Raw genomic sequence first — 1,175 nt, forward strand, 5'->3', positions numbered from 1 at the left:
GTGGCCGCGGGCGCCGGCGGCGCGGTACAGGCGGGCGCGGCCACGGGTCGTCTCGGCCGAGCGGACGAGCACGGGCAGGTCCTCGACCACGAGCGGGCCCAGCCGGCGCACGCGCCACAGCACGAGCAGCGCCCCGGCGAGCACGACGACCAGCGCGACCGGGGCGGACCCCGGCGGCATGATCGCGTCGATCTGCCCGCGGTCGGCGGGCGTCGGCTCGTCCGCCGAGGTCGTCACGTCCATCGGGTCGGGCACGAACCAGACCAGGTCCTCGTGCTGCCCCAGCATCCACAGGGCGAGCGCCGCGTTGCCGTCCTCGAGCACGCTGTCGTTGCGGATCACGGACGCGTCGCTCACCACGGTGACCGACCGGCCGCCGAGCGCGAGGCGGGCGTAGGCCGCCGCGGACCCGTCGGACCAGCACAGCTCGGGGCGCACGCTGCCGGCGCCGGTGTCGTAGAGCCCCGGCCGCAGGCCGAGCGGGCCCGCCGCCCGCGCGGCCGGGTCGGCGCACTGCGGCTCGACCGGCCCGTCCGCGGCGCCGTACGTCGTGTCGACGGCGCCGCGCGTGACGCCGTCGACCAGGTTGTAGTCGGGCTGCAGCACGACGAGGTCGGCGCCGGTGCGGTTCAGGCTCGAGATCTGGTCGTCGGCGAAGAAGGACGGGTTCGGCGTGACGAGCAGCGTGCTGCCCGGCCCCGCCGCGGCGGTGGCCTCGGCGACCGTCGTCACGTGCGTGACGCGCACCCCCTGGTCCCCGAGCACTTCCGCGACCGCCATCGCGCCGTCGGCCTCCGGGTTGTCCGGGGCGTAGGGCGCCGCGGACGTCGCGGGGCGGACGACCATGAGGAACAGCACGAGGAGGGCGAGCACGACGAGCACGGTGAGCGGCCACCGCAGGCGGCGCCACCGGCGGGCGGCCCGCGAGAGGCCCGTCGTGTCGTCGCCGATCACCACGGGCGGCTCGTCGGACGCGCTCACCTGCACGGCCGGCGCCGTCACGGTGGCCGACGGCGGGACGAGGACCGGCTGGGTCATGCGGCCACCTCCGGCCGGGCGGCGACGACCGCGGCGTCGAGCGCGCGCAGCGCGGCGTCGTCGTCCCCGCCCGCGACACGGTCGCCGTACTCGACGCCGTCGAACAGGTCGGCGCCGGAGCGCAGCGCGGCGGCCTG

1 protein-coding gene is annotated in these 1,175 nt (G+C 77.6%); it reads right to left on the reverse strand.

What is annotated here, in order from left to right; translation table 11 throughout:
* Window positions 1–1,038: DUF4350 domain-containing protein (locus HLB15_RS23655; protein ID WP_171109221.1), on the reverse strand; the 1,038-nt coding region annotated here is incomplete at its 3' end.
* Window positions 1,039–1,175: the final 137 nt, after the last annotated feature.

The sequence above is a fragment of the Promicromonospora citrea genome, assembly GCF_013004695.1.
Lineage (GTDB): Bacteria > Actinomycetota > Actinomycetes > Actinomycetales > Cellulomonadaceae > Promicromonospora > Promicromonospora citrea.